We start from the raw sequence: 23,606 nt of genomic DNA, 5'->3' as shown, positions 1-23,606 counted from the left end.
GAGCGCCCTGCCCCCATTATCTGAACCTCGTAATCAATGGAGAACACCGACGATGATGCGCATCGCGCTTTATCTGCTGACCAACCTGGCCGTGATTGTCGTGGCCAGCATCACCCTGAGTCTGCTTGGGGTGAACACCTATTTCGCCAACAGCGGTGGCGGACTGGATCTCACCAGCCTGCTGATATTCAGTGCAGTGTTTGGCTTTGCCGGCTCACTGGTCTCCCTGTTTATTTCCAAGCCCATGGCCAAATGGTCAGCCCGGGTCAGGATCATTGATCAACCCACCACCCAAGGCGAGCGCTGGCTGCTGGAGACGGTCAAGGAGCTGTCTGACAAGGCGGGTATCAAGATGCCGGAAGTGGGCATCTTCCCGGCCCAGCAATCCAACGCCTTTGCCACCGGCTGGAACCGAAATGATGCCCTGGTGGCCGTGTCAGAGGGCCTGTTGCAGCGTTTCCGTCCGGAAGAAGCCCGTGCCGTATTGGCCCATGAAATTGGCCATGTGGCCAATGGCGATATGGTTACCCTGAGCCTGATCCAGGGCGTAGTGAATACCTTCGTGATCTTTGCTGCCCGTGTGGTGGGCTACGTGGTGGACAGCTTCCTGCGTCGCGATGACGGCTCCGGCGGCCTTGGCTTTGGTTATTACATTGTGGTGATTGTGGCGGAGATTATTTTCGGCATCGCCGCCAGTGCCATCGTCATGTGGTTCTCCCGTTTCCGTGAGTATCGTGCCGACGAAGCCGGCGCCACCCTGGCGGATCGCAACAGCATGATTGCCGCCCTGCAACGCCTGAAAGCGGAATACGAAGTCCCTAACCAGATGCCCGACACCCTGGTAGCCTTTGGCATCAACTCCGGCTTCAAGCAAGGCATGAAAGCCATGTTCGCGTCCCATCCGCCCCTGGACGACCGCATCCGCGCCCTGCAGAAGCAGTGAACAGCGACGCACGCCGGGTTTGCTGTTAACAGAAACCTGAGAGGCCGCGCCCAGACTATGGGCGCGGCCTCTTAGGTTTAATTCCATGACGCCCCGGACCGCGAAGCTGTTCACTGTTCACTATTCACTGTTAACTGTTAACTGATCCATCCGTCGCCACCCGATACAAAATCTGATCCTCATACCCGGTGATCACCGGCCACAAACCGCACAATGCCTGATCCAGCTCCGCATCACCGCTATCCACCAACAACGGCCTGCCCTCCAGAGTATTGATCTTGGTTCGGGTAGCCAGTATCTGGATGCTGTCCTTGCCCAGGCGCCGGATCAATTCCGGACTGAATTGCTGGTTGCCGCGGCCGAACAGATGTCCCTGCCCACCGATCACCGTGATCACTGCCCGGGCCGGCTGGTCGCCGATCAGCTCCAGCAATTGCCGGGCACCAAGATCCGTTGCCACCACCTCGTGGTTATAGACGGCATCCACGCCAAGCAGGGTGTTCTCCAGCCCCAACTGATCCATGACCACTGCCACGGTGGAACCGGAACCCATCAGGTACCAGGTGTCCTCCTCCATGGAGTCGGCCACCCACGCTGCTACCTCGGTTACCACCAGGTCTTCGACCTCTCGACCGCCACATTTGACCTGTTGCAGGTAGCGAGCCTCGGCGGGGACCTGCAATTCACCGTAGTGGCGGGCTCTCACCACCCCCTGACGAAAGGCGTCCTCATCGATATCACGGACCTCCGCCTGCTGCAGGGCCACCAACTTTCCCTCCGCCAGTTCGGCCAGCAGGCTGCCGGCCGCTTCCGGATTGACCGCATACACAGCTGAATGCATTTTGCATCCAGCAGGCACGCCAAGCACCGGCATGGATGTCCCAACCGCGTCGACCAGGTCCCGCGCCGTGCCATCACCACCGGCAAACAGCAGCAATTCCGCTCCGGCTTGCTGCAGTTGTTTCGCTGCATCACAGGTGTCATCCGGTCCACTCGGCATGGGTGATTCACCCACCACCTGACAGGGCAGTCCTGCTTCCATACAGCTTTGCTCGCCCATGGCCCCGCCCCAGGTCAGTACCCGGATATTGTTCCTGGTGGCCAGGGAGGACAGGGCTCTTGTCATTCGTCGTGGCGCCTGGGGGGTCGCGCCGCGACGCAAAGCCTCATCACGGGTGGTCTCGCCATCACTGCCTTTCAAGGCAACACTGCCGCCAATACCCGCGAAAGGGTTGACCAGAACACCAATAACAAGGACTTGCGGATCTTTCATAAAAGGGTCATATCCAGAAACAAAAATGACGTTGCTGACACCGTGGTGTCAGGCAACCATGGGTATTGTGAACCAGTCGAGGGGCTTCAGCCATGAACGTACACAGCCAGCAGCAACACCCGCAATTCAACGGCGGTGCCATCATTGACGACCAGGGCCGTGAAGTTCCCATCACCGAGGCCATGATCCAGCACGCCTGTGAGAACCTGGCCCGTGACTGGAGTTACCCCCTGCCCCGCAAGGCAAAAGCTACGCCGGAGCAAAAAGCTCGCTGAGAATAGGGGCAAGTGAATCGCTGGCATGGCCCTGCCAATGCCAGCGATGCATTTCTTGTCGAAGCGGATATTGCTTTCTCAGTTGGTCAAAGGCTCTGCCCGGGTCTGCATCATCCAGGCTGGCTTTGAGACGACGGCAGTCATCAGGCAAGCAGTAGGCTTCCTGCAGCAGGGCCAACAGTTCAGCTTCACTTTCCACATTCTTTGTCAGCACCGGCAGGTCTGCCTCTGACGACACCTCACTCGCCGCCACTCCAAGCCACTGGCAGAACGCCTGGTATACCATACCTGTGCCATTCTCCTTGCCCTGCACGCTGTATCCGGCGATATGCGGGCTGCCCTGTTCCACCAATGCCAGTAATGACGCCGGCACCAGCGGTTCATGTTCCCAGACATCCAGCACGGTGGCGGGCCCCTGCCCTTTATCGAGCAGTAACGCCAGCGCGGCATTGTCGACCACCGGGCCACGACAGGTATTAATCAGGATTCGCCCCCGCCCCATGGCCGCCAGTCGATTCGCATCGAGCATGTGCCGGGTGGGCCAGGGACCGCTGTCTGTCAGTGGAACATGCAGTGTCAGCACGTCGCACTCCAGCATTGCTGACAGAGGCTCCAGAGAAAACGCAGCGGTCTGCCCCCGGGCGGCCAACGGTGGATCACAGGCTTTCACCTCCAGACCAAGCGCCGACAACCAGCGCGCAACCCGACTCCCAACATTGCCCATGCCGACAACACCCACGGAAAGATCCGCAGCGCGCCTGCCCTGCCCCTGGCTCACCAGCAGCAACGCTTGCAGCACATACTCGGCCACCGCGCGGGCATTGCAGCCCGGCGCATGGGCAAAATGACGTCCGCTCTGTTGCAGCCATTTCAGGTCAACATGATCGGTGCCAATGGTGGCGGAACCCACAAAGCGGACCGGGCTATCCGCAAGCAGACGTTCGTCCACCCGGGTAACCGAACGTACTAGCAGCACCTCCGCGTCAGCCACCGTCTCCGGGCCAATCTGACGCCCGTCTACCCTGATTACCTCTCCGTGGGGTGCAAAGACATCCAGCCCCGGCATATTGGCATCAGCAATGATCTTCATGGCGAAACATGTCTCCGGTTCAGTCCTGCAGCAATTGACGGGTTACCCGGCTCACCGAATCGGCGTAGCTGGCACCAAACAGATTGAAATGGTTGAGAAGATGGTACAGATGATAAACCTGCCAGGCACGGCGTTCTGAACCACTTGGCAGACGCCCCTGATACGCCAGATAAAAGCCGTCCGGGACGCTCCCGAACAGGGTCATCATCGCCAGATCCACCTGAGGGTCGCCATAGTAACAGGCGGGATCGAAAAAAACGGCAGCATCCTGATGCAGCCCGAGGTTGCCGCTCCAGAGGTCGCCATGCAGCAGCGCGGACGCAGAAGGTTCGGGCAACCATTCAGCAATACGGGAGATCACCTGTTCGATATCGGACTTCAGGGCTGCCGGAAGCCCCACGGCCATGGCCAGCTGCGGTTCAAGCCGATGGAGTGCGCAAAATTCACGCCATGACGTTTGCGGCGTGTTCTGCTGCGGGGTACTGCCAATGTAATTATCGCTTTCAAAGCCAAAATAACTCTGGCGACAACTGTCAGCATGAAGTGCAGCCAGGCTGGCCGCCATTTTTTGCCAGTCCTGCTCTGTGACTGGCCGCCGGATAGACAGCCCCTCCAGAATCAGCACCCCGACATCGTTGATTGCTCCACAGTATTCAACCTGTGGAACACGAACGTATCGGGACATGGCCCCAAGCCCGACGGATTCTGCAAGCAAAAGATCAATATCCGGGTGGAACTTGGCAAACAAATGTCCCGATTTAGTGGCCAAATCAACGGAAAATGCCGTATCTCCTCCCGAACTCAGCTTGTACTGAAAAGGCCCGGTAATACCGATTTCTGATAGCGCCTGGGTGATGATGTGTTGTATTTCCATGCTCTGCGCCTCTCTGCCTATGCCAATTATTGACACCGCCGGCCGGGAAAATTGCCTTCAGGGTCAATATTGAAGGCGCTTCGGCCTTGATTTAAGCCATTCTTCTGAATTACAACTAGTGCAACTGCCGGATACCGGCGAATAACAACAAAATAGCGATCGCAAGCCCATGAAAGCTCTCTTCTCCTTGTGCAGCGCCCTGTTTCTGGCTCTGTACTCGCCGGTTAGTGCCGCCAGCGACGACGGCCTCTCCGAGCAGATTCGCCAGCTCAAGAACCAGGCCCTGGATCTGAACCGTGACCTGACCCTGCTCGAGCGCGAGCTCCTCTATGCCACACCGCAAACCAGTATTTTCGTTTCCGTGGATGTGGGCACACCAATCCGACTGGTGGACATCAATCTCACCATTGATGGCGAGCATGTGGGCTACCACTTTTACACTGACCAGGAATTCGAAGCCCTCACCAAGGGCGGCATCCAGCGCCTTTACACTGGCAACTTGACCAGCGGCCGCCATCAGCTGGAAGCCACCATCACCGGCTACGATCCCCAGGGCAAGGATTACCAGAAAACCACCAGCTACTCTTTTACCAAGGGTGCCGGCAAGAAAATGCTGGAAATGCAGGTAGTCGACGACCTCAACAACCACCAGCACAAGTTTGAATTCCGTGAATGGAATCAACAATGAAGCGTGGACAGCTGAAACAGTGGCTGTTGGCGGCCTGTGTTGCCGGTACCTGCGCCACGGCCCAGGCTGCCAAGGTCGAATTCTTTGACGAAATCGATACCGGCCCTGCCGAGCTCAGCCTTGAGCAGCATCGATATCTCGCCTTTGGCGAAGTCATGTATGACTTTTATCGCCACGCCACCTTTGACGCCATCAACCTGTTGCTGGTGAACCAGCAACAATCCCTGTTTGATGACGATACCGACTACGCCGAGCTGCTGCTGGGCGACCTTTACGTGACATACGGCCTGCCGGACAGCGCGGAAACCATCTTCAACCGACTGCTCAAGAAAGACATCCTCAGTCATACCCGCGCCCAGACCTGGCTGCACAAGGCAGCCCTGCATTACCGCGAGGGCAACCTGACCGAAGCCGCCATGATTCTCGACGACAAGAAAGTCGATGGTCTGGAACCCGAAGAGGAAGCTCGCCGCAAGCTAATGCTTGCCAATATCCTCATGGCCGAGGGGGATTTCAGCGGCGCTCTGGACTATCTGCATGGCGTGCCGGTGGAAACCGATGAAGGCCGCTACGCCACCTACAATATGGGCGTGGCCCTGATTCGTGGCGGCCATGAGAAGGATGGCCTGGCACTGCTCAACTCACTGCTTCCTCTCTCCGCCAGCTCTGGCCAGGCACTGGCGCTTCGCGACCGTGCAGCCCTGGCCGCCGGGTTGACCCAGCTGCGCAGCGGCGAACTGGCCGGAGCCCAGTCCTCCCTGCGTCAGGTTCGCAGTGATGGCCCTTTCTCTGAGGATGCCCTGCTGGCCCTGGGACTGACCAATTACCGGGCGGGAGCCATCAAACGCGCCCTGCCCCTTTGGCTGGAAGCAGTAAACCGCAACAGCAGCCACCCTTCCGTGCAGGAAGCGCTGATGCTGGCCCCTCGGGCTTACGAAGAACTGGGGGGTATGCCCCAGGCACTTGCAGGGTACAAATATGCTGCCACCCAGTACCGGGAAGCCCTCAAGGACATCCAGCGCGCCATCGAGAACATCGGCCAACGGGGATGGGCAGACAATCTGCTGCCGGATGATGTCAACGAAACCGGTTTCCTGCCGGCCAACACCGATACCCTCGCCCAGGGCGGCCAGCTGTCCTATCTCTACAAGCTGTTCTCCAGCAATACCTTTGCCCAGCGGTTCCAGAACTACCGGCAGATACACCAGATCAAATCCATGGTGGAACACTGGGAGCGCTCCTTGCCGGCGCTGATGGAGAGCTACCAGATACAGCAACGGGGCCTTGGCCAGCACCTGCCCAAGGTGCGTCAACAGATTGGGATTCACCAAAAGCAACAGGAAGCGTTGATGCTGGCCAGTGACAAGCTGGGTATGAACATTCCAGACTATGTCGATATGAGCAGTCCCGGGGACGTGGCCAACGCCGGTCAGGCGATCATGTGGAAGAAAGTGGACTCCCTGAGCCGGCAATTTGGCACCCTGCCTGGCTCCAACCACGCCAATGCGCTGCGACTGCGCCGTGTTCGGGGCCTGTTACTTTGGGATATTGCCCACCAGTCGATGGAACAGCGCGAAAAACAGATACAGGCTGCAACAGAACTGGAAGAAGAGAGCCGTATCCTGGCGGAGCGGGTTGCCGCGGTGAGTCTGCAGATCCGCGATGCCACCTTGCGCACCCGCGATGATCTGGGCCAGCGACTGGCACAACAGCAATCAAGGATTGATGAGATAAAAAGGATGTCTGAAGACACTCTGGCAGCGTTGGAACAAAGTATGCAGGCAGATGCACTGGCCCTGCTGCGAGCCAACCAGAAGAAACTGGCGGACCAGTTGGCGGAAGCCCATCTCGCCGTCGCTCGCCTGCAGGACACCTCCGTCACCAGCGATACCAAACAGAGGACCGGATCGTGAACCGTTTTCGCCTGCACAGTCTCGCCGCTGCCGTTATTGCTATCAGCGGCTGTGCCAGCGCCCCACCCAGTGGCACCCTGGATCAACAGGCCCAGTTCGGCGGCACCACGCTGGCAGACCTGGAGAGCACGGATATCGTCATTGAGGAGCAACAGCTCGACAATGCCACCACCCAGGATGCCTTGAGCAGCTATCGTCAGGCGGCGGAGCTGTTCGACGACCCCGAACGCCGCGCCAAGACCCTTCGCCGCATGGCCGACCTCGCCCTCTCTTCTGCTACCGAGCAGGAGATGGCGTCCATGCAGGACGACAACGATCGCATCGAGCGCGAAGTGGACCAAATGGTGTATGAAAACACCATGGACCAAGTGAAGAGCACCGGTGACACCGAACGCAAACTGGCCCTGCTCGATCAGGCCGGCTACATGGCGCCCACCATCGCCGATGAAAACGTGGACTACACCACCGCCATCAGCCTTTACGAAGAGCTGCTCGGCAATACCAACGATCCCACAGAGCGGGCCGAAGCGTATTACCTGTTGTCCAAGGCCTACGCCATGGACGGGGATCTGGAAAAGGCACAGCAAAGCCTTGATGCCCTGGTAGAGCAATATCCCAACAGTGAATGGGCACTGGAAGCCCAGTTCCGTCGCGCAGAAATGCTGTTCTCCGATGGCGATTATGAATACGCCGAACAGGCCTATGCGGATGTCATCCGCCGCGGTGAGGGGAATGAATTCTATAATCAGGCCCTCTACAAGCAGGGCTGGAGCCACTACAAGCTGGGTGATTACAACCTGGCACTGGGCAGTTTCTTTACCTTGCTTGACACCCTGCAGGGCCATGCCGAGCTGGACAATGACACCAGCATGGAAAACAAGCTGTTCCGCGACACCCAAAGGGTCACCGGTCTGGCCTTTTCCAACCAGGATGGTGCCAAATCGGTCCGCAAATGGTTTGCCAAAAATGGCGCACGAGATTATGAACCGGACATCTACCGCACCCTGGGTAATGTCTATCTAAGTCAGGAGCGCTTCCGGGACGCAGCAGAAACCTTTGACATGTTTGTCACCGTGTACCCCGACTCTGAGCAGGCCCCGGAATTCTCCAGCCTGCAAATCGAGTCCTACCAGGAAGGGGGATTCCCTACTCTGGTGCTGCCCGCCAAGGAAAAGTTTGTGCAGCGTTACGGCGTTTCCAGCGAATACTGGCAGCGCCATCCGGATATTCGTGAGCAGTATGTAGCCCTGTTGAAAGGCCACATTCTGGATCTGGCCGAATACCATCATGTGCTCGCGCAGAAATCCGGTGAACCGGCTGAATACCTGATCCCGGCCAGCTGGTACAAGCAGTATCTTGATACTCCGCCCGCCAGTGAAAACCGCGGCGAGGTCAACCATCGGTATGCTCAGGTGCTATTTGCGGCACAGGATTACAACACCTCCGTCGCCGAATTTGAGCGCACCGCCTATAGCCACCCGAATTATGCCAAAGCCCCTGAGGCTGCCTATGCGGCCCTGGTTTCCTATCAGAAGATTCTCAACGATGACAAACTGAGCGCAGAGGAATCCTCCCAGTGGCGCACGCAGAAGATTGCCAGTTCGCAGAAATTCGGTGCCACCTTCCCGCAGCATCCCGAGGTCCCCAATGTACTCAGGAATACTGCGGAAGATCAGCTGGCACTCAACGATATTCCCGGCGCGGTGAAAACTGCCGGCATTCTTGTTAACCGGGAGCCCGCGCCTTCCAACGAACTGCTTCGCTATGGCTGGTCTACCATTGCCAACGGTGAATTCGATCTGGCCAACTACCCGGTGGCCGAGTTCGCCTATGGCAAGCTGCTGGCGCTGGAAATGCCCGCAGCAGAACGTGCCGAATACCGTGAGAAACTGGCTGTGAGCATCTACCGTCAGGCCGAGGCGGCACAGACCGCGGGCAATGTCGATCTGGCCGCAGCGACCTTCCTGCGTGTTGGCCAGACCGTACCGGAAGCCGCCGTTCGCAAGAACGCCGAGTTCGATGCGGCAACGCTTTACATCAATCAGAGTCGGGGCGCCGAAGCCATCCCGGTACTGGAGGCTTTCCGTACGCGTTACCCGGATGATCCACTCACCGAGACCATTCCTGACAAACTGGCCGTAGCCTACGAAGAGCAAGGCAATTACAGCGCGGCCGCCGGCGAGCTGGCGCTTATCGCTGCCAATTACAAGGGGGAAGACGATGAGTTGTCTCGTCAGGCCTTGTGGAAAGCCGCAGAAATGCAGGACCGGGCAGAACAACCGGCTGCCTCCATCGCCATCTACCAGCAGTATCTGCAGGAGTGGCCACAGCCTTACGATTTCCGCTCCGAAGCCCAGTTCCGTCTGGTTGAACTCAATCGCAAGACCGGCAACCAGGAGCAGGAAACCTTCTGGCTGAAACAGCTGGTAGCCAGTTACCGCGAAGCCGGAAACGGCGCCAGCGACCGGGTGGCATGGCTGGCAGCTTACGCCAGCTTTACCCTGGCCGAACCGAACTTCCAGACTTTCAACAGCATTCAGTTGGCGCAGCCACTGAAAACCTCGCTGGCGGAGAAAACCACGGTCATGAAAGCCGCGCTGGCGGATTACCAGGCCGTTGCGGATATCGGTGTGGCCGAGTTCGCCACCGCGGCCAACTACAAGATTGGCGAAATGTATCGGGTGCTGGCCAAGGATCTGATTGCCTCGGAGCGGCCACCAGGCCTTGATGAACTTGAGCTCGAAGAGTACACCATGCTGCTCGAGGACAAAGCCCTGCCCTACGAGGATCAGGCCATCGATATTCTGATTGCCAACGCCGACCTGGTCACCGATGACATCTATGACCAGTGGGTAAAAAAGAGCTTCGGCGCCCTGGCCGAGTTGATTCCCGGCCGTTACGCCAAATTTGAACAGGTTGAGAGCCATGTGGACATCATTTACTGATACACGCCGCCGCCCGCAGGCCTGGCTGGCCCCCCTGTCCCTGAGCCTTGCGCTGTTCATGACAGGTTGTGCCACCAACAGTGGCAGTGGCCTGGAAGGTGGCCCGGAGGGTCACACCAGCCGCTATGAGGGACAGAAAGCCGGCGGGGCCGCTGCGGACAGCGATGCAATCCATATCCCCCCCGTGCCTCATACAGAGGAAGCGGAAAAAGTAGCCCAACAGGCCATGGAGGAATACGCCCGCGCCCTGCAGACTCGCATGGCGGGCAATACCCAGCAGGCGCTGGTGATGTTCCAGTCCCTGGCTGAGCGCTATCCGCAGTTGTCCGGCCCCTGGCTGAATGTGGCCCTGATCCGTATGGAGCAGGAAAAATTCCCGGAAGCCGAACAGGCTTTTCGCAAATGTCTGGCCGTTAATGATGCCAACCCCTATGCCCATAATGGCCTGGGACTGGCACTGCGGGAACAGGGCAAATTCGATGAGGCTCGAAGCCACTATCAACAGGCCCTGACTCTGGACCCGAAATATGCCCGCGCCCATTTCAATCTGGCTGTTCTGGGCGAACTTTATCTGCAGGATCTGAACCTGGCACTGACCCATTTCCGCGCCTATCAGAATCTGCAGAAACAGGCCGACAGCAATGTGGCCAACTGGATTGTCGATCTTGAAAACCGCGCACCTGACGCAGCCAGCCAACCTGTGGCAGGCAACGCCGATGGTGATGACACAGGAGGTGTGAACTAATGCGTTCCCGGATTCTTGCAAGCATCCTGCTACTGGCCTTCACCAGCGGAACCTATGCCGCCGAGGGTAATGAAGGGACAGGCAGCACCAACGTAATTGGTACCCAGGAAGCGCCCACGGTGCTGAACGTGGTGCCCTGGAAAGACCGTGAAGTAAAGCTTGAGAAGAAGGACCCGACCTCTTCACTGCTGGACCGGGTACTTGAGCCTCTCGACCAGGAAGTCCTGATGCGGGAAATCGAGTACCACCAGCTGCTTACCAGCACACCGGACGATGAAGGGCTGTTTCTTGACTGAATCAGTCATGCTGCCCAGTTGTCATGCCTGTTTCATTTAGTGCGTGCACCCTTTTTTTCTGATAAAAATTGACCCTTTGGGGAATCCGGCGGCCAACACCACGGCTGCCGGCCATACAACAACACAAACCTAGAACACCGCAGGAGAAGTCCATGCCCACCACTGCCACCGCTGCCGCTCAGAGTGCAGGTGTCGTCGATACCACCATCTCGTTCATTCAGGATGGCGGCTTTTTCATGTATCCCATTCTGATCGTTCTGGCCCTGGGTCTGGCACTGTCACTGGAGCGTATCATCTACCTGCAGGCCACCAAGGCACGTAACCAGAAAACCTGGAAGGATGTTTATCCGCTGATCAGCAAAGGGCAGTTCCGTCAGGCACTGGACGTAGTCAGCGCCAGCAACACCGGCATGGCAAAAATCATTGGCTATGGTTTGGAACGCGCCAAGACCGCCAAGCGTCACGATGATATCGAACTGGCCATGGAAGAAGGCCTGATGGAAGTGATTCCGCGTCTGGAGACCCGTACCCCCTACATCGCGACTTTTGCCAACATCGCCACCCTGCTGGGTCTGCTCGGTACCATTCTTGGTCTGATCAGCGCCTTTACCGCAGTAGCCAGTGCCGACCCCGCGCAAAAAGCCGACCTGCTTTCCGCTTCCATTTCCGTGGCGATGAACACCACCGCTTTTGGTCTGATTGCCGCTATCCCGATGCTCTTGGCGTTTGCCTTCATCAACTCCATGACTGGCAAGATGGTAGACAGCATGGAAATGGCCTCGGTGAAATTCGTGAATGTCTTCCGCCAGGTATCTGAGCGCAAGAGCGACGGCGAGTAAGCCGACTTCTTGTATTCGCCAACCTGGTGTAAGGATCTGGTATGCGATTTCGCAGACGACGTTCGCACGACACCGAGGCGGAACTGAACATCACTGCCTTCCTCAATTTGATGGTAGTGCTGATTCCATTCCTGCTGATTAATGCCGTGTTCGCTCAGGTATCCATCCTGCAGCTGAACCTGCCGGCCATTAGTGACAGCAGCACCCCCTCGGAAGACGACAAGAAAGACAAGCTGATACTGGAAGTGCTGATCTATGAAAACCGCTATGAAGTGGTGGATCGCAATACCAGTGCAGTCCTGAAAATCGTGAAAAACAATGGCGAAGAGCACGACAGTGCCGCGCTTCACGACTTTCTGATCGACCTGAAGCAGAAGTTCCCCTCGGAAACAGCGGTGACCCTGCTGTGTGAAGATGACACCCCCTACCGGGTCATGATCAAGACCATGGATGTGGTGCGTCTCTACAACACAAAAATCAACGGACAGAACATCAAGAAAGAACTGTTCCCGAACATCAACATCGGCTCAGCGCCCGCTGACAAGGCCGCCAACAACGGAGGTGACGCGTGAAGAAATCCCCCCGCGCCCGCCGCATGGCACGCCATCACGGCAAGCACAAGACAGTTGCAGCGCTGAACCTGACTTCGTTGATGGACATTTTCACCATCCTGCTGATCTTCCTGCTGGTGAACAACAACAACGCCGCCAAGTTACCGGACAACAAGGATATCCAGTTGCCCGAATCCGTGGCACAGGAGTTGCCCAGCGAAGTGCTGACCATTCAGATCAGCCCCACCGATATCATCATCGAGGGGCAGCGTATTGCCAGCACAGAAGCGGTACAGAAGCAGGAAGAACGCACGGTAGAGGCCATCATTGAGGAACTGAAGTTCCGTGCCTCCCAGGCACTGGTCGTCGATCCGGAAGAAGATCGTGAAATCATGATTCTTGCTGACCGGGATGTGCCTTATGTGGTGATCAAGAAGCTGATGCGTAGTTGTATGGAAACTCCATACACCAAGGTGTCCTTCGCTGTGCTGAAAGTGGCAGAGGAGGAAAGCGAATGACGCAGGAGAATAAAAAGAAACTGCGCATCCTGATCGACGGCACCCTGCCCTGGGATAAGCAGGAAGGGGAAGACCGCCGCCTCTACGGGTTTGTGATTGTATTCCTGATTCTTTGTCTGTTGCTGATGTTTGTGGTGGAGTCCGTCACTATCGAAAAGCCTGACCGCCGGGAACAACAGAAAATTCCTGACCGGCTGGCACAGATGGTGCTCGAGAAGAAGAAGGAGCCACCTCCCCCCGAGCCTGAACCGGAGCCGGAGCCTGAGGAAGAGAAGCCAAAGGAAGAGCCCAAGCCTGAGGAGCCGAAACCGGAACCCAAGCCTGAGCCACGTCCGGAACCTACGCCTGAACGGCGGGAGGAAGCCCGGGCTACTGCCAAGGCAAAACTGGAGGAAGATCTCGGTGATTCCCTTGCTGGACTGGATGATATCGGCCCGCTGGTTGCTACTGGCAACGAGCTTCGCACCGGTGGCAGCAGTGAAGCCAAGGCTGAACGTGACCTGATCGGCAAGCGCGCCAGTGCTGGTTCAGGCGGTGTTGCTGTCGCCAAGGCTTCCAGTGGCGGCGGCGGTGGCGGCACCCTGTCCTCCGGTACCGTTGGTGGTGGTCAGGTAGACAGCAAGATTGCCTCTTCCGGCCAGGCAGCCAGTACGACACGTAAGGGTAGTGACGGCAAGAGCCGCCGCACCCAGGAGCAGCTACGTCGTGTCTTCGATCGCTATGCCGGCAAGTTCAACAGCCAGTATCAGCGTGCGCTGCGCAGTAACCCGGCCCTGCAAGGTACGGTGGTGCTGTCACTGGTGATCGCGCCGAGCGGGGAAGTGACCGATGCCAAGATCAAGTCCAGCCAGCTCGGCGACGACAAGCTGGAACGGCGAATCCTGCTGATCGCCAAGGGCATGAACTTCGGCGCCATGAATGTGGAAACCTGGAAAGGCGACTACAAACTGAACTTCTTCCCGAACTGATCCAGCGTCGGAAAGAAAACAAAAAACGCCCTTCGGGGCGTTTTTTTTGGCCGCTCTGCGGCTGCCACACGCGGCACGCAAATCCGGAACCGCACGGTGGGAGTCTGCCTGCAGACGATACGAGCGGAAAACAGTTTCGAGTTTCGAGTTGCGAGAAGCGAGTTTCGAACCCCATGAAACGGCATACTGCCTGATTCGCTTTTCGAAACTCGTTGCTCGAAACTCGCTTCTGGAATCCTTACCTTGCCTAGGCTCGGATCGCTTGCAGGCAAGTTCCTACAGCAGCTTCGTAGAAACGCCGGAATACGGGATCTTTTCAACCTTTCTTGTTCAAATCGAGCAGTAGCTCGTAGCTCGTAGCTCACTGCCCTGCCCGCTTTTTGGTCCAGGCGGTTGCCTGTGCGGCAAGGGGATCTTCCGGCCAGGGGTGCTTGGGGTAGCGGCCGCGCAAATCCTTTCTGACTGCCTGGTAGTTTTCCGACCAGAAGCGGGCCAGGTTATCGGTAATGGCTGCCGGGCGGCCTGCCGGAGTGAGCAAGTGTGCGGTGATCGAAAGTTTCCCGCCGGCCAGGGCTGGTAATTGCTGCATGCCAAACAGTTCCTGCAGCTTCACGGCCAGCACCACATGCTGTCCACGGTAATCCAGAGTCACCTCGCGTCCTGTCGGTATGGTCACCGACTCAGGCATCAGCTGATCCAGCGATTGTTGCCGGGAGTGGTCCAGGAATCCTGCCAGCGCACTTCCCAGCGGCAATGATTTCAGGTCCGCCACCGTTCGCATTCCTGCCAGATAGGGGGCCAGCCATTGCTCAAGGTGATCCTGCAAATACGCATCACTGAGCTCAGGCCACTCATCATCCAGCTCGGCCAGTCGCATCACCCTGGCCTGCCACTGCCGCAAGCGAGGTGTCCATGGCAACAGGTCCAGTCCTTCCTGGCGGACACCGTCCAGCAAGGCTTCCGCCAGTTGTTGCGGATTCAGTGACGGCAAGGGCTGGCTTTCCAGTTCAATTTCGCCCAGGCAACGTTGGCGCCGACCGGTCACCCGTTGCCTCTGCGAGTCCCATGTGACGATTTCCCGGGTTATCGCCCGCTGTTCAAGCAGGGCCGCCATGGTATCGGGCGCTACCGGTATCGCCAGCCTGATTCGTGCATCCCGGGCTTCGCCATCCGTATCCAGGATGACCAGCCACTCTTCGCCCTCCAGCGGATCCCCTTGCGGCAACCCCAGCCCCGGTCCTTCTGCCATCTGGTAACGGCGCTGCTGGCCTGGCCGCTTCCTCGCCAGCTGCATGGGCAGTGCGCCAGCAAGCAGGCGGTCCAGGCCCCCGTGCCAGTCCTCTTCCTGTTCACCGGCACCGCCCACTATTCGGGATGCCTCACTCAGTACATGGAAGTAACGCTGGGGTTGCCGGGCCAGAGCCAGTAACCGGTTCCGCAGGTCCACACCCTGCCCATGGAGGATATCCCGCTCGGACAGCAGCGCAGCAATACGCGCGGCGGTCTTGCCCAGCCCGGCTTGCTGCCCCGACAGCACCAGCGCCGCCAGAGTGGGCTCCAGCCCCATTCGAGCAATCGCCAGCCCGAACTCGGTAATCGCGCCACTTTTCTCCAATGCGCCCATTCCCGTTAGCCTGCTGACAGCGGATTGCCAGGCAGCAGCAGGCGGCACATCCAGCCACTGCATCTGAGACGGATCCAGACAACCCCAACGAGCCAGATCGAGCACCAGTTGATCCAGACCCACGCGACAGATTTCTGGCAACGGATGCCTGGCCATGACTTCATCGGCAGACCAGCAACGGATACAGGTCCCGGGGCCCAACCGCCCTGCCCTGCCGGCTCTCTGCCGGGCGCTTGCCTCACTGATGCGCCGGGTCACCAGCCGGCTGCGATGACGGCCCGGATCATAGACTGGTTCCCGGGCCAGGCCACTATCGATCACATGGCTAACGTTCTCGATGGTTAGACTGGTTTCGGCCACGTTGGTGGTCAGAATAACCAGCGGATCCCCCTGCCTGGCCAGATTCAGGACTTGTTGCTGTTGATCCAGCGAGAGACCGCCGTGAAGCGCCATTACCGTGGCCGATACCTGTTCCCTCTCCAGATGACGACCGACCAGGCGGATGGCGGCCTGACCGGGCAGAAAGACCAGCACCACTTTCGCCTGCGCCTCGACCGCAACCACCTGTCTGGCAACATGCCATTCCCAATGCTGATTTGACGCCACTGGCGCATAGCACACATCAACCGGATAACTGCGCCCTTCACTCTTGACCAGCGGCAGGCCAAGGCGCTCGGTCAGGGGACCACAATCCAGTGTGGCCGACATCACCAGCAGCCCAAGGTCCTCGCGGAACACCTCTCGGGTCTCTGTGATCAGCGCCAGTCCCAGATCCCCCTGCAGGGAGCGCTCATGGAATTCATCAAAGATCACCAGACTGATGCCATTCAGCTCCGGATCGGCAAGCAACATTCGGGTCAGCACCCCTTCGGTTACTACCTCCACCCGGGTGGCGTCACTTACCCGTGTATCAGTTCGGGTCCGGTAGCCAATTGTCATGCCGGGCTTTTCCTGCAACTGTGAAGCCATGAAGGTGGCCACGGATCTTGCCGCTACACGGCGCGGCTCCAGCATCAGGATTCGTCCCTTGCTGACCCAGTCAGTATTCAGCAGACGCAACGGCACACGAGTGGATTTACCGGCCCCGGTGGGCGCCTCGAGAATGGCACCACCGTGCTCGGAAAGCGCGGCAAACAAGGACTCCATGACCGCATCGACAGGAAATGTATACGTCATGATATTTTCTGTCTCGAATCTGACAGGTTAGACATCAGCAAGAAGGAATGTGGTTCAATCAAGACTGTTGAAGATAGCGAGCTATGCTATATTCTGGCTATCACTAATAATATATAACTAGGTGATCCAACCGCCATGATGAACGACTTGGGGATACCTGAACATCTCATCTGGAAACTGAATGACTTTGACAACCACCAGCGGGCTGTCAATTTCATCAAACAGTTTCAGGATACGTTGTGTGTGTACAGCGCCCCGGTGGAGCAACTCTATACCAATTACGAGATTTCACTACCGGAAAGTGATGATCGCTCACTGATCATCCTGCCCAACCCATACGCCTATCATGACACCTTCAACGGCATTGTCGAAGACAGCGTACATGCAAGTGGTATGTACATTGTTCCCGGCGACCTTTTCGGCAAGGAAGGCTTGTTCCTGACATTAAGACTGCTGAAATCCGGCAAACGAGTGGTAAAGCCCGTGCCCCTGAAAGTGGGCCTGTGGGCGTTGATGAAAAAGGAAACCGAGTCAGTGCCCTTCCTGCCGGTCATTACCAAGGGGGATTTGCGCGCTTTCCGCAAGGACTTCCCCTGTCTTCACTTGCACCGCATCATGCCATCCAAACTGACGGACCGCTCTCCCATGGAGATCAAGGCCATCCAGAAAGTGATCCGGGACAAGCTCAAGGTGTATATGTAGTCAGAGAGGGCCCGGCATGCAGGAAATGGCACGCCTGTAAGTTTCCTGCATGCCTCCGGGCCATCACAGCAAGACACCTGACACAATCAGTGAGCTACAGACGGCATGCGTTGCATCCAGCGTCAGGCTTCAGGCATCTCGCAACCAACCTTTTCCCTCCCCGAATCCTGATACAGCCTCCTCACCCAGCGTTGTCGTAGCAGTAATCCAGTGCGTGAATATAGTATTCCAGCCCCTTGAAGGCGGCCCTGTGGGCCCGTTCACGACTGTCATCATCCACACAGATCAGCTTGATCAACTCCATGGCCTCATGGGGATGATCATCATCATAGGAGGCATGGGCCCGCAGCCAGGCCATGGAGTGGCGATTGATGGTCGCGACCCCCTGCTCTTCATAGGCCTTCATGCCTTTCACGACACTCTGGCTCCATTCGCCGGTTGCCCACTCGATGGCCAGGTTGGTGGCGGCGATGCCTTCCTCGAGACTGGACTGGCGGCCAATACTCCACAGGTAATGATTGACGGCATCCATGGCAGCGGGAGGATCTGCGAACTCAAGATCATGGAGGCTGATACCAAAACCCATGGCCCAGTCCTGATACCAGTAGGCATGTCGTTGCTCGATCTTGATGTTGCCGATCAGCCAGTTTTTGGCTTCCTCGTGGCCGGGCAACCTCCCCGGGCGAGTCTTCGCCAGGTTCAGGCCCATGTATTTTGGAAAGTTCTCTACCAGGGGATAGAAATTCAGCAGGGCTGAACGGAACCGGGGAAGACTGAGGGCCCCGCTGCCCATCTCTGCAAACAGGGGGTGGTGCACTACCCGATCCTTGAGAGGGACCAGTTCATCCCAGAACTGCCGGGCCCAAGGGGAATGTTCCGTTATTTCCAGCGCTTTCTTGTAGTTAGCGGCGCGCATCGTTGTTCTCCATCACAACAAAAACAAACAGCGCCATCGGCGCTAGTCCAATAATTTGTATAATCGATTTCTCAGGCGACGTAAATGGCGCAGCCTGACACGATCCGTGGTCACCGACGGGTTATACAGCGCCTGCTGATACTGCAACGCCCACTGGCTGGCCGCCTGCGAGGCCCTGGGCCAGCGCTCGCTGATCCGCTCAGCCAGTTGTCCGGGGGTAACCCCGGCATCCAGCGGCTGGCCCTGCAAGCGGCTAACACGCTGATGAAGCCGCCAGAACTCACGTTCCATGGGATTCTGCCGGTAACCACGATCCTGCCGAAGCAGCACCAGCATATAGAGCCCCAATAACAGGGTAATCCCTGCCAGCAGGGCCAGCGCAATGCGTAAGGGACTGGCGGAGCCCAGCATCTGACGAAGCAACTGCATCTGCGACTGACTGTTGTAGCCCAGCACCCAGTTTTGCCACTGAAAATCCACGTAATCGCCCCATTGGCGCAGGCGGCCCATCAACCCCGAATTGGCGAAGCTCTGCAGGGCGGCCAGGCTCTCCAGGTCGTACTCACTGCCCGACAGCGCTGCTCGCAGGCCATCCTCGATACGGTCAGGGGCCACTGCGGCAGTGGGATCCACTCGTACCCAGCCCTGCCCGTCCAGCCACACCTCGCTCCAGGCATGGGCATCGTACTGGCGAATCAGCAAATGCGAACCCAGCGCATTGGGCTCCCCGCCCTGGTAGCCCACCACCACACGGGCGGGAATCCCCGCCGCACGCATCATGAAGGTAAAGCTGGAGGCATAGTGCTCGCAGAAACCCCGTCGGCTGACAAACAGAAACTCATCGATGGGATCCACTGGCAACGGCGGCGGCCGCAGAGTGTAATAAAACGGTTGTTGGCGGAAATAACGCAGTGCCTGATTGACCACCTGCCCCGGGTTATCCGCATCCAGACGCCACTGCTGGGCCAGCCCCCTGGCGCGCCGCCCCACATCCCTGTCTGGCAAAGACAACATCAGGGATCTTTCTTCCTCGCTGAGCGGCACGGCTCTGACCAGATCCGGATAGCTGGTTACTGTGTAACCGATGCTGTCAGCCACCGGGTCATTTGCCACTAAACGCATATCCCTGGCCAATCCCGCGTCGCCCTGCTCCAGTACCGGAACTTTCATGGCAAATAGCCATTGCCGCTGGGTGGGCTCCATGATCACCTGATAGCGGTAGCCCTCCCCCCGCTCGGCCGTCATCAATGCCCGGTACCAGTCAGGCTCTTTATCGCCGGCCTGGTAAAGGTAATCCTTCCTGTCCATACCGCGCGGCATGGCCTGTTGCCAGGTGCGGCCATCAAAGTGACTGAGCGTCAGGCCGCGCCAGTAACGCTCCGCTCCAGGCGGCGCAGGACCATCAAACGACACCCGGAAAGCCAGCTCGGAGGAACGTGACAATTCGCTGATCTCCCCGGGCGCCATGCTGTCAGACATGCCGGTACGCGCCTGACCGGAATCAATGCGCATATTCCATAGCGGTGCCACCCGGGGCACCAGTACAAACAGCACCAGCATCACCGGAATCGCCTGCAACGACATCACCGCTCCGCGGCGCAAATGCCCCCAGGAGCGTGCGCCGGTATCACTATGATTAATCCCCACCAGACAGGTGGTGAGCAGCATCATGCAGAGCAGTACATAGGCAAACAGGCCTGGCCCGCGGTCAAACAGCAAGGCGGTTGCACAGACGAAATAACCCAGCACGATGACCACATAGGCATCACGCTGGCGAACCACTTCCAGATACTTGAGCGAAAACAGGCTGACCAGCAGGGCGACACCCGCTTCCGGCCCGTAGATGCGGCCAAAGGAAAACCATGTCAGCGCCACCACACTGACCATCATCAGGCCACGCAGCCAACGCCCCGGCATCCGCATGCGCTGTCGGTCGCCCAGCGCCCGAATCAGCAACACCAGCCCCAGCAATCCGGCCTGCCATGCCGGGCCACGGACAAGCTGGGGAAGCGAGCAGGCAATGATGGTAATCACCAGCCACAAACGGGTATGGGTAGGCACCTGATAGACGCGCATCAGCCAAACTCCGGATAAGCCGCCAGGGCATCAAGGGCACGCAGGCGGTGGCTGTCACCTGTATCCGGTGCCAGGGTCATACCCGGCAATTTCAGGCCGTAGGGTTGCTGCTGCTGATCCAGCATCAGCACCCAGTAGCAGAGTATCGACAGGCGCTGCTCGGTACCCACCCCTTCCAGGGCGTCCCAGTTGAGCCAAAGGCGGCCACCGGCTGGCTCTTCGAACAGCTTGGTATTCAGCCCGATACCACGGGCATAGCCTTTCCAATCGATCCGGCGCAGTGAGTCCCCGGCCACATAGGCACGCAATCCCCGAAACTCCTCATTCCCGGGCTTGCCACTGGACACCAGCTGGACCGTTTCGGCACCGCCCTCTGCTGGGCAATCACGGCTTGCCTGGGGTGAAGGCCAGGCGAGACAGAAATGCTCCAGGCTGACATAAGACCAGGTCCTGAGCAGCCCCAGCGGAAACATGCTCTCCACCTTAAGCCGCGGCGCCAGCACACGCCCCCTTCGGGGCAACGCCAGATTCAGCCAGAGCGTGCTTTCCGTTCCTGTCAGAACACTGATCTGCTGACCCGACTGGCCTTCCCACTTCAGCCAGATACAGTGGTGGTCTCGGTGTTCGCTGAACAGGGTGACCCCCAGCGAACCGCTTTCTCCAGCATAACCGGATTCGCTGTCACCGTTACGCAATCCCAACCCGGACAGGTTGCGATAGGTATGCAGGATGGCAACCAGGAACAGGCTGGCGAGGAGAAAACTCAGGGACAGGATCAGGTTGTTTTCGTAGTTGATGCCTCCCACGAAAAGCAGGCAAGCCACGCCAAGATAGAAGAAACCGTAGCCGGTAGGGAAGATGAAGATACGGCGCTGGTTGAGCACCACTACGGGCGCACGGGGAAGGCGTCGCGCCAGCCAGCGCTGATAACGCTTCTGGATGGGGGCCGGCAGGCGCATGCCCTAGCGCCGTACCACCGCTACGGATTGCAGCAGCGACTGGGTCATAGCCGATACACTGCCGCCCTGGCGGGCACTCAGGCGATGTTCGGCCACCGCTGCCCATACCGCCTGGATATCCTCCGGTACCACATAATCGCGGCCACTGATCAGGGCCCAGGCACGAGCCGCCTTGAGAAGCCCCAGCCCAGCCCGGGGTGACAGGCCAGCCACGAAGCGATCATCAGTCCGGGTTGCCTCCAGCAAGCGCTGCACATAGTCGAGCAGCTCATGACTGGCTCTCACCTTGTCCACCATGGCGCTGAGCTTGACCAGGCCTTCACTGCTGATCACAGGTTTAAGCTGACGGGCCTGTTCGCGCAGATCGCCTCCGGCGAGCAGAGCCAGCTCCACTTCCGGGGCCGGATAGCCCAGGGAAATGCGCATCAGGAAACGATCAAGCTGAGACTCCGGCAACACGAAAGTGCCAGCCTGATCCGAAGGGTTCTGGGTGGCGACTACGAAGAACGGTTTCGGCAGTGGCCGGGTTACCCCATCAAGGGTGACTTGACGTTCTTCCATGGCCTCCAGCAGTGCGCCCTGGGTCTTGGGAGTCGCACGGTTGATCTCGTCGGCCAGCAGTAGCTGGGTGAACACCGGCCCCTCGCGGAGGGTGAAATCCTGGCTGTTGGGGTCAAAAACCGACACCCCGAGAATATCCGCCGGCAGCATGTCACTGGTGAACTGCACACGGCGGTATTCGAGCTGGAAGACACGGGCCAATGCATGCGCCAGAGTGGTCTTGCCCATCCCCGGCAGATCTTCAATCAGCAGGTGGCCGTTGGCCATCAGACAGGTCAGGGCCAGTTTTAGCTGGTCTTCCTTGCCCAGTACCACCTTGGCGACTTCGCCAAGCGCTTTAGTCAGTGCCTGCATGGGATCCCTTCAAGGTTCTTGTTATATGTGAAGCGTAGCAGCACGTCAGTGAAGACGCGGTCAGGCGCTGGCTAACGCCTTCAGTCCCCGCTCCAGATCCGCCTTGAGATCCTTCACGGACTCCAGACCGATGGCCAGACGAATCAGGTTTTCGGTGACCCCGGCACGACGCTTCTCTTCCTCGGCCACACGGCCGTGGGTAGTCGATGCCGGATGAGTCACCGTGGTCTTCACATCTCCCAGATTCGCGGTGATGGAAATCAGGCGGGTGGCGTCAATAAAGCGCCATGCAGCCTGACGATCACGGTTACCCGCCGCGTCTTCCACTTCGATTGACATGACCGCACCGTAGGCAGACTGTTGCTTACCGGCCAGCTCGTGCTGCGGATGAGAGCTGAGCCCTGCGTAGTGCACCTTGACGATACCCGGCTGGGATTCCAGCCACTGGGCCAGCTCCAGGGTCCGGGCACTTTGTGCCTCCATACGCAGGCTCAGTGTCTCCAGCCCTTTCAGGAAAACCCAGGCATTGAAGGGGCTCATGCAGGCACCCGCAGAGCGGACAAAGCCGAGCACATCATCCATCTGCGGTTTGGGACCAACCACCGCGCCGCCCAGACAGCGGCCCTGCCCGTCCAGGTACTTGGTGGCACTGTGAATGATGATGTCCGCCCCCATCTCGATGGGCTTTTGCAATGCCGGCGTACAGAAACAGTTATCCACCACCAACAAGGCGTCATTGTCATGGGCCAGCTTGGCCAATGCAGCAATGTCACCAATTTCGGAAAGCGGATTGGAAGGTGTTTCCAGGAAAAGGATCTTTGTCTCCGGACGAATCGCCGCTTCCCACGCAGACAGATCCTTGAGATCCACCATGGTGGTTTCGATGCCGAATTTCTTCAGGTAACGGTCAAAGATCACGTTGGTGGTACCAAACACACTGCGAGAGCTGACCACGTGATCACCGGGGGCCAACAGTGAAAAGAAAGTACCACTGATGGCGGCCATGCCGGAGGCAAACGCCACGCAGGCTTCACCACCCTCCAGTGCCGCCAGACGCTGCTCAAAGGCCCGTACGGTGGGGTTGGTAAAACGGGAGTAGATATTCCCTGGCTCTTCCCCCCCGAAGCGGGCTGCCGCCTGGGCGGCACTTTCATAAACGAAACTGGATGTCAGGAAAATTGGATCCGAATGGGCCATCTCATCCGTACGCAATTGCGCAGTACGAATGGCCAGGGTTTCCACATCAAACTCGTTCGGATCCAGTTCCGTCATTAGTACGCCTCATGCTTCACGCAACACGCCACAACGCGTCAAAACGCC

At 58.4% G+C, this 23,606-nt stretch carries 21 protein-coding genes; 12 read left to right on the top strand and 9 right to left on the bottom strand.

The genetic code is table 11. The features are described from left to right. Positions 1–52 precede the first annotated feature (52 nt). Positions 53–943 (top strand): protease HtpX, encoded by an 891-nt coding sequence (gene htpX / locus MWU49_RS01360; protein WP_246967128.1) that lies wholly within the window; start codon positions 53–55, stop codon positions 941–943. A 130-nt stretch (positions 944–1,073) separates the two neighbouring features. On the opposite strand, the gene MWU49_RS01355 is transcribed toward htpX, so the two are convergent. Further along, on the bottom strand, positions 1,074–2,216 hold the full coding sequence (locus MWU49_RS01355; RefSeq protein ID WP_246967126.1) for an ATP-NAD kinase family protein: 1,143 nt from the start codon (positions 2,214–2,216) through the stop codon (positions 1,074–1,076). A 92-nt stretch (positions 2,217–2,308) separates the two neighbouring features. Between MWU49_RS01355 and MWU49_RS01350 the strand changes: the two genes are divergently transcribed. Continuing rightward, complete coding sequence (locus tag MWU49_RS01350; protein ID WP_246967124.1) at positions 2,309–2,491, top strand: PA1571 family protein; 183 nt, start codon at positions 2,309–2,311, stop codon at positions 2,489–2,491. Here MWU49_RS01350 and MWU49_RS01345 read toward each other — a convergent pair. Then, the gene (locus tag MWU49_RS01345; protein WP_246967122.1) at positions 2,466–3,581 is read right to left on the bottom strand and encodes a 4-phosphoerythronate dehydrogenase; all 1,116 of its coding nucleotides are present in this window, start codon (positions 3,579–3,581) and stop codon (positions 2,466–2,468) included. The genes MWU49_RS01350 and MWU49_RS01345 overlap by 26 nt on opposite strands. A gap of 19 nt (positions 3,582–3,600) precedes the next feature. Continuing rightward, entirely contained in the window at positions 3,601–4,455 is an 855-nt protein-coding gene (locus MWU49_RS01340; protein WP_246967120.1) for a fructosamine kinase family protein, read from the bottom strand. 169 nt (positions 4,456–4,624) lie between these two features. On the opposite strand from MWU49_RS01340, the gene MWU49_RS01335 reads away from it, so the two are divergent. From MWU49_RS01335 to MWU49_RS01295, 9 genes are all read left to right on the top strand, one after another. After that, a complete protein-coding gene (locus MWU49_RS01335; protein ID WP_246967118.1) occupies positions 4,625–5,143 on the top strand; it encodes a hypothetical protein in 519 nt (172 codons plus the stop codon). Beyond that, positions 5,140–7,056 (top strand): tetratricopeptide repeat protein, encoded by a 1,917-nt coding sequence (locus MWU49_RS01330; RefSeq protein WP_246967116.1) that lies wholly within the window; start codon positions 5,140–5,142, stop codon positions 7,054–7,056. The genes MWU49_RS01335 and MWU49_RS01330 overlap by 4 nt, the downstream gene beginning before the upstream one ends. Next, complete coding sequence (locus MWU49_RS01325; protein ID WP_246967114.1) at positions 7,053–10,001, top strand: tetratricopeptide repeat protein; 2,949 nt, start codon at positions 7,053–7,055, stop codon at positions 9,999–10,001. Before MWU49_RS01330 ends, MWU49_RS01325 begins: the two co-directional genes overlap by 4 nt. Further along, complete coding sequence (locus MWU49_RS01320; protein WP_246967112.1) at positions 9,982–10,746, top strand: tetratricopeptide repeat protein; 765 nt, start codon at positions 9,982–9,984, stop codon at positions 10,744–10,746. The genes MWU49_RS01325 and MWU49_RS01320 overlap by 20 nt, the downstream gene beginning before the upstream one ends. Then, positions 10,746–11,042, top strand: coding sequence for a hypothetical protein (locus MWU49_RS01315; RefSeq protein ID WP_246967110.1), 297 nt, complete (start codon positions 10,746–10,748; stop codon positions 11,040–11,042). The genes MWU49_RS01320 and MWU49_RS01315 overlap by 1 nt, the downstream gene beginning before the upstream one ends. A gap of 152 nt (positions 11,043–11,194) precedes the next feature. Next, complete coding sequence (locus tag MWU49_RS01310; RefSeq protein WP_246967108.1) at positions 11,195–11,881, top strand: MotA/TolQ/ExbB proton channel family protein; 687 nt, start codon at positions 11,195–11,197, stop codon at positions 11,879–11,881. 41 nt (positions 11,882–11,922) lie between these two features. After that, the gene (locus MWU49_RS01305; RefSeq protein WP_246967107.1) at positions 11,923–12,453 is read left to right on the top strand and encodes a biopolymer transporter ExbD; all 531 of its coding nucleotides are present in this window, start codon (positions 11,923–11,925) and stop codon (positions 12,451–12,453) included. Beyond that, complete coding sequence (locus MWU49_RS01300; RefSeq protein ID WP_246967105.1) at positions 12,450–12,950, top strand: biopolymer transporter ExbD; 501 nt, start codon at positions 12,450–12,452, stop codon at positions 12,948–12,950. Before MWU49_RS01305 ends, MWU49_RS01300 begins: the two co-directional genes overlap by 4 nt. After that, complete coding sequence (locus MWU49_RS01295; protein WP_246967104.1) at positions 12,947–13,918, top strand: TonB family protein; 972 nt, start codon at positions 12,947–12,949, stop codon at positions 13,916–13,918. The genes MWU49_RS01300 and MWU49_RS01295 overlap by 4 nt, the downstream gene beginning before the upstream one ends. A gap of 361 nt (positions 13,919–14,279) precedes the next feature. Here the strand turns inward: MWU49_RS01295 and hrpB are convergent, their stop codons facing one another. Continuing rightward, positions 14,280–16,718, bottom strand: coding sequence for an ATP-dependent helicase HrpB (hrpB, locus tag MWU49_RS01290; protein WP_246967103.1), 2,439 nt, complete (start codon positions 16,716–16,718; stop codon positions 14,280–14,282). Positions 16,719–16,853: 135 nt separating this feature from the next. On the opposite strand from hrpB, the gene MWU49_RS01285 reads away from it, so the two are divergent. After that, positions 16,854–17,420: a hypothetical protein gene (locus MWU49_RS01285; protein ID WP_246967102.1), complete on the top strand. Its 567-nt coding sequence runs from the start codon at positions 16,854–16,856 to the stop codon at positions 17,418–17,420. A 181-nt stretch (positions 17,421–17,601) separates the two neighbouring features. Here the strand turns inward: MWU49_RS01285 and MWU49_RS01280 are convergent, their stop codons facing one another. The 5 genes from MWU49_RS01280 to MWU49_RS01260 are packed head-to-tail and all read right to left on the bottom strand — an operon-like array spanning position 17,602 to position 23,558. Continuing rightward, complete coding sequence (locus MWU49_RS01280; protein WP_246967101.1) at positions 17,602–18,336, bottom strand: iron-containing redox enzyme family protein; 735 nt, start codon at positions 18,334–18,336, stop codon at positions 17,602–17,604. Positions 18,337–18,378: 42 nt separating this feature from the next. After that, positions 18,379–20,412, bottom strand: coding sequence for a DUF3488 and transglutaminase-like domain-containing protein (locus tag MWU49_RS01275; protein WP_246967100.1), 2,034 nt, complete (start codon positions 20,410–20,412; stop codon positions 18,379–18,381). Then, positions 20,412–21,371 (bottom strand): DUF58 domain-containing protein, encoded by a 960-nt coding sequence (locus MWU49_RS01270; RefSeq protein WP_246967099.1) that lies wholly within the window; start codon positions 21,369–21,371, stop codon positions 20,412–20,414. Before MWU49_RS01270 ends, MWU49_RS01275 begins: the two co-directional genes overlap by 1 nt. A 3-nt stretch (positions 21,372–21,374) precedes the next feature. Continuing rightward, the gene (locus MWU49_RS01265) at positions 21,375–22,286 is read right to left on the bottom strand and encodes a MoxR family ATPase (protein ID WP_246967097.1); all 912 of its coding nucleotides are present in this window, start codon (positions 22,284–22,286) and stop codon (positions 21,375–21,377) included. A gap of 60 nt (positions 22,287–22,346) precedes the next feature. Further along, positions 22,347–23,558 carry an O-succinylhomoserine sulfhydrylase gene (locus tag MWU49_RS01260; RefSeq protein WP_246967095.1) on the bottom strand — a complete coding sequence of 404 codons (1,212 nt, stop codon included), beginning with the start codon at positions 23,556–23,558 and terminating at the stop codon, positions 22,347–22,349. Positions 23,559–23,606: the final 48 nt, after the last annotated feature.

It is taken from the genome of Alcanivorax sp. S6407 (assembly GCF_023016115.1).
Taxonomy (GTDB): domain Bacteria; phylum Pseudomonadota; class Gammaproteobacteria; order Pseudomonadales; family Alcanivoracaceae; genus Alcanivorax.
This window is presented reverse-complemented; position numbering and strand designations above follow the sequence as displayed.

Coding starts and splice junctions, on each gene's coding strand:
- htpX (WP_246967128.1), top strand. CDS start 53: ATGATGCGCATCGCGCTTTATCTGCTGACCAACCTGGCCGTGATTGTC.
- MWU49_RS01355 (WP_246967126.1), bottom strand. CDS start 2,216: ATGAAAGATCCGCAAGTCCTTGTTATTGGTGTTCTGGTCAACCCTTTC.
- MWU49_RS01350 (WP_246967124.1), top strand. CDS start 2,309: ATGAACGTACACAGCCAGCAGCAACACCCGCAATTCAACGGCGGTGCC.
- MWU49_RS01345 (WP_246967122.1), bottom strand. CDS start 3,581: ATGAAGATCATTGCTGATGCCAATATGCCGGGGCTGGATGTCTTTGCA.
- MWU49_RS01340 (WP_246967120.1), bottom strand. CDS start 4,455: ATGGAAATACAACACATCATCACCCAGGCGCTATCAGAAATCGGTATT.
- MWU49_RS01335 (WP_246967118.1), top strand. CDS start 4,625: ATGAAAGCTCTCTTCTCCTTGTGCAGCGCCCTGTTTCTGGCTCTGTAC.
- MWU49_RS01330 (WP_246967116.1), top strand. CDS start 5,140: ATGAAGCGTGGACAGCTGAAACAGTGGCTGTTGGCGGCCTGTGTTGCC.
- MWU49_RS01320 (WP_246967112.1), top strand. CDS start 9,982: ATGTGGACATCATTTACTGATACACGCCGCCGCCCGCAGGCCTGGCTG.
- MWU49_RS01315 (WP_246967110.1), top strand. CDS start 10,746: ATGCGTTCCCGGATTCTTGCAAGCATCCTGCTACTGGCCTTCACCAGC.
- MWU49_RS01310 (WP_246967108.1), top strand. CDS start 11,195: ATGCCCACCACTGCCACCGCTGCCGCTCAGAGTGCAGGTGTCGTCGAT.
- MWU49_RS01305 (WP_246967107.1), top strand. CDS start 11,923: ATGCGATTTCGCAGACGACGTTCGCACGACACCGAGGCGGAACTGAAC.
- MWU49_RS01295 (WP_246967104.1), top strand. CDS start 12,947: ATGACGCAGGAGAATAAAAAGAAACTGCGCATCCTGATCGACGGCACC.
- hrpB (WP_246967103.1), bottom strand. CDS start 16,718: ATGACGTATACATTTCCTGTCGATGCGGTCATGGAGTCCTTGTTTGCC.
- MWU49_RS01285 (WP_246967102.1), top strand. CDS start 16,854: ATGATGAACGACTTGGGGATACCTGAACATCTCATCTGGAAACTGAAT.
- MWU49_RS01280 (WP_246967101.1), bottom strand. CDS start 18,336: ATGCGCGCCGCTAACTACAAGAAAGCGCTGGAAATAACGGAACATTCC.
- MWU49_RS01275 (WP_246967100.1), bottom strand. CDS start 20,412: ATGCGCGTCTATCAGGTGCCTACCCATACCCGTTTGTGGCTGGTGATT.
- MWU49_RS01270 (WP_246967099.1), bottom strand. CDS start 21,371: ATGCGCCTGCCGGCCCCCATCCAGAAGCGTTATCAGCGCTGGCTGGCG.
- MWU49_RS01265 (WP_246967097.1), bottom strand. CDS start 22,286: ATGCAGGCACTGACTAAAGCGCTTGGCGAAGTCGCCAAGGTGGTACTG.
- MWU49_RS01260 (WP_246967095.1), bottom strand. CDS start 23,558: ATGACGGAACTGGATCCGAACGAGTTTGATGTGGAAACCCTGGCCATT.